Annotated in this window: 3 protein-coding genes; 1 reads left to right on the forward strand and 2 read right to left on the reverse strand. The window is 64.1% G+C overall.

The annotated features are described in order from the left end of the window. Positions 1-259: 259 nt before the first annotated feature. Together istB and istA are read right to left on the reverse strand one after the other, a co-directional pair. Positions 260-1,069, reverse strand: coding sequence for an IS21-like element helper ATPase IstB (istB, locus tag KRZ98_RS19720; protein WP_188064682.1), 810 nt, complete (start codon positions 1,067-1,069; stop codon positions 260-262). After that, the gene (gene istA / locus KRZ98_RS19725) at positions 1,069-2,532 is read right to left on the reverse strand and encodes an IS21 family transposase (RefSeq protein WP_217674968.1); all 1,464 of its coding nucleotides are present in this window, start codon (positions 2,530-2,532) and stop codon (positions 1,069-1,071) included. Before istA ends, istB begins: the two co-directional genes overlap by 1 nt. Here istA and KRZ98_RS19730 point away from each other — a divergent pair. After that, positions 2,524-2,790 (forward strand): hypothetical protein (locus KRZ98_RS19730; RefSeq protein WP_217674969.1); only part of this gene is annotated, 267 nt, incomplete at its 3' end. The two genes, istA and KRZ98_RS19730, sit on opposite strands and share 9 nt — an antisense overlap.

Consider the following 2,790-nt stretch of genomic DNA (forward strand, 5'->3'; position numbering starts at 1 on the left):
TGTAGCGCGACGATTACGGTGTCCGGTCGGCGTCAATTTTGATGGCCGATAGGTGGCCGCGCCGGTTGGTGAATTCTGGCTACCATTTGCTGTTGCGAGGAGCAACCGTCGAGCGACAATTACGACGCTGGGTAATTGTCGCTGGCGCTGGCCGGAAGCGAGGGTTTGAAGCGCATGGGATGGTTGGCATGTAATTGCCGCTGGCGACAATTACCCGTTGCCTCAGCAAGGGTGCTCCCGAGCGCGAAGCCAGCGACAATTATGATGGCCGGTCCGGGGCGCCATTGGGCGTGTCGTAATCGCCGGCGTTGATGCGGGCGACGGCGGAACGCTTGCGGTAGCTTTCGCCGTTCATCTCGATGATGGTCGAGTGGTGCACGAGGCGGTCGATCGCGGCGACAGTCATGGCGGGATCAGGGAAGACGTTGTCCCATGCCGAAAATGGCTGGTTGGCGGTAATGGCGAGCGAGTGGCGTTCGTAGCGGTGGGCGATGAGCTCGAACAAGGCGCTGGTCTCGACCTGGTCCTTGCGGACGTAGGACAGATCGTCGAGCACGATGAGATCGAACTTGTCGAGCTTGTCGAGCATGGCGGGCAGGCTGAGGTCGCGGCGCGCGGACTGGAGCTTCTGGACCATGTCGGTGGTGGAGCAGAACAGGACGCGCCGCCCCGTGTCGATGAGGGCATGGCCAATGGCGGCAACTGCGTGCGTCTTGCCGGTCCCGCTCTGGCCGAACAGCAGCAGGTTGCCGCCGTTCTCGATCCAGTCGTCACCGGCGGCGAGGGACAAGAGGTGCGGTTTGCGGATGCCGGGGGCGGCGTCGAAATCGAAGGTGGCGAAGGTCTTGCCTGCGGGCAAGCCGGACTGGTCGCGATGGCGCTGGATGCGCCGGGAGGAGCGATCAGCCATCTCGATCTCGAGAAGCGAGGCCAGCAGGTTGGCGGCCGGCCAGCCATCGCGATCGGCGGTGTCGGTGAGGCGCTTCCAGTTGCGGTTGATGCTCGGCAGGCGCAAGGCCTTCAGCAGGGTAGGCAGTACGGCGGCGGCCTGATCCTTGGTGCGGGTCATCAGTGCACCTCCCCGCTGGCGATCAGGCTGTTGTAGCTGTGCAGATCGGGTGGCGGGATAGCGACATCGCGCTGCGATCTTGCGGTTGGCAGGAACTCGTCCCTGAGCGCATCGACATCGGGCAAGCGCCCGCTGTCGAGAGCCTCATCGATCCGCCGGGCCAGCACGTCGACACAGTCGCCCCTGGCGGCGATATCGAGCAGCGCGACGGCATCGCGGCAGGCCTGCCGTCCATCGAGTTGGGCATCGAAGGCTTGCCAGGCCCGCCGGTAGGCGTGATCGGGGAAGAGGGCTTCGCGGTAGACGAGGTTGCGCAGTGCACCGGGCTTGCGGCGCAGGTTACCGATCATGTGCCGGAAATCGATGCTATGCCCCCGGTGGGGATGACTGATCCGCACACGCGGCGTGGACATTACCCTGTCTGGACCGAGGAAGAGCTCGATGCGATCGTCAAAGAGATGCGCGTTGAGGCGCCGTCCGACGAGGCGGGAAGGCACCGAATAGGTAACCCGATCGATGGCGACGGTGCCGTTGCGGGTGACATCGACGGTGACCATGGCGAAATCGGTGGTTCGCCTTGCGGGCAGCGCCTTGAGTACCCTGCGTTCTGCATCGATGCGCGCAGCATGCCGCCGGTTCTGTCTGGCGACCTGCGCCTCAACGAACTCGCGCCAGGCCTCGATGCTGACGAAATCGCGGCTGCCCCGCCGGCGTAAGGCCTGATCGAGCCGTCGCTTGAGATGGGCATGGGGACCTTCGATCGATCCGTTCTCGTGCGCCTCGCCGCGGTTGTTGCGGGTAGCAAGCATGCCGTAATGACGACACAGCTCGTCATAGCTTCGGGTGAAATCCCGCTGCGCATCGGCGTCGAGGTTTTTGTAGGCGGCTGACAGGGAATCGCTGCGGTGTTCGGCCGGCGCACCGCCCAGCTTCCACAACGCATCCTGCAGGTGCTCCGAAAGGGCGGCAAAGCTCTCCCCGCCCAGCACGACAGCCGCATGCTCCCAGCCACTCGCCGCCAAGCGGAAGTGGTAGAGGCGATAGGCCAGGGTCTCGCCGGCAACGGTGACCTTGAGACTGTCGCATACCGTGAAATCCGACAGGCCCTGCCGACCGGGCTCATGATGCTGCGGGAAGAAGATATCCTTCTCGCCGCCGTGCAGTGCCCGCCAGCGGGCGATCCGGCGTTCCAGTGTTCGTCGTATCGCATCGGGAACAGCATCCTCGCCGAACTCGTCCTGGAGCGTCTCGAAGACCGTGACGGCAATGATACCGTCGATCTGGAGCAACTCCTCTATACGTGGCCAGAATGGCTCGAGCGGATCGGCGCGGGTGCGCCAGTGGCGCTCCTTCTTCTTCTGGGACGGAAGCTGCGGATCGTTCTCGATCCGGCGTGCGCTGCGTTCGCTGATACCGGCCTTGGCAGCCGCGACGGCCTGGGTGTGTTGGCGACGATGGGTCATGAAGAGAAATACCTGCTGATCGGAAATGTGGTGGCCCGGCATCGCAAACCCATCGCTCGTTGTTCGATGAGTGTTCCGATACCACCGCCCGCCACAGCCCCGATCTGCCCCCCGAAAGAAGGGGAAAAAGATCGCCACCGGTTGTCTGGTCCGCTCTCCGGTCGGGGCTGCGCCCCTCCCTACGATCAGACCAGACAACCGATCCTACCGGCCATCATAGTCGCCGCTCAACCGGCCATCGTAGTTGTCGCCGCGCAG

Source organism: Sphingobium sp. AS12, assembly GCF_019097845.1.
GTDB lineage: Bacteria > Pseudomonadota > Alphaproteobacteria > Sphingomonadales > Sphingomonadaceae > Sphingobium.

Excerpts from the sequence above, each read along its gene's own strand:
- istB (WP_188064682.1), bottom strand. The coding sequence starts at position 1,069 with ATGACCCGCACCAAGGATCAGGCCGCCGCCGTACTGCCTACCCTGCTG.
- istA (WP_217674968.1), bottom strand. The coding sequence starts at position 2,532 with ATGACCCATCGTCGCCAACACACCCAGGCCGTCGCGGCTGCCAAGGCC.